Annotated in this window: 1 tRNA gene and 1 rRNA gene; both read right to left on the minus strand. The window is 47.9% G+C overall.

Features of this window, described 5'->3' with window-relative positions:
- Positions 1-413, minus strand: a 23S ribosomal RNA gene (locus C173_RS07820); the annotation flags it as partial.
- 261 nt (positions 414-674) lie between these two features.
- A tRNA-Ala gene (locus tag C173_RS07825) sits at positions 675-750 on the minus strand.
- Between the last annotated feature and the right edge of the window lie 167 nt (positions 751-917).

Below are 917 nucleotides of genomic sequence, written 5' to 3' on the forward strand. Positions count from 1 at the left end.
ATCCGTCTCGGAGAGAACACAGTTTAGGCTACAGGGCTTTTACCTCTATCGCGGGCCTTTCCAGACCTCTTCGCCTACTGAATTCCTTTGTAACTCCATGTGAGACGTCCCACAACCCCAAGAGGCAAGCCTCTTAGTTTAGGCTGTTCCGCGTTCGCTCGCCGCTACTGACGGAATCACTATTGTTTTCTCTTCCTCAGGGTACTTAGATGTTTCAGTTCCCCTGGTCTGCCTCTGCGTATCCTATGTATTCAGATACGAGTAACTGCGAATTACCACAGCTGGGTTTCCCCATTCGGACACCCCCGGATCAAAGCTTGCTTACAGCTCCCCGAGGCAGTTTCGTTGTTCGCCACGTCCTTCGTCGGCTCCTGGCGCCTAGGCATCCTCCGTGTGCTCTTAGTAGCTTAACCTCGATTTTTCCGTCAGGAAAAGTTCGGACAATGAATTTCTTCAACGCCTGTATTTCCATCAAGATCATCGTAGCATCGCCATTAATATGAAACTTGTTTACACAAGTTCAGCTTAAAGGAATGTTCTAAAACGCAAATTCGTTTCGGTATCCAGTTTTCAAGGATCAAGTTGCTGTTATTACGGGACAATCACGGCTGTGATGTTCGGAATAACAGACAATGTATCTAGTATTTCAGACATAACAAATAGATGAAGTTTGTTGGTGGAGCCAAGCGGGATCGAACCGCTGACCTCCTGCTTGCAAGGCAGGCGCTCTCCCAGCTGAGCTATGGCCCCGCAAATTCCATCAAAACCGAACAAATGGAAACGCTCAAGGCTTTACGAAGTAAAGCCTGCTTCAGGAAGCAAGCTTCCTGAAGACTTTTATTTGAATGTCTTCATTGCAGAAGACGATTCTCCATAGAAAGGAGGTGATCCAGCCGCACCTTCCGATACGGCTACCT

It is taken from the genome of Paenibacillus sp. FSL R7-277 (assembly GCF_000517965.1).
In the GTDB taxonomy this organism is placed as follows: Bacteria; Bacillota; Bacilli; order Paenibacillales; family Paenibacillaceae; genus Paenibacillus_AQ; species Paenibacillus_AQ silagei.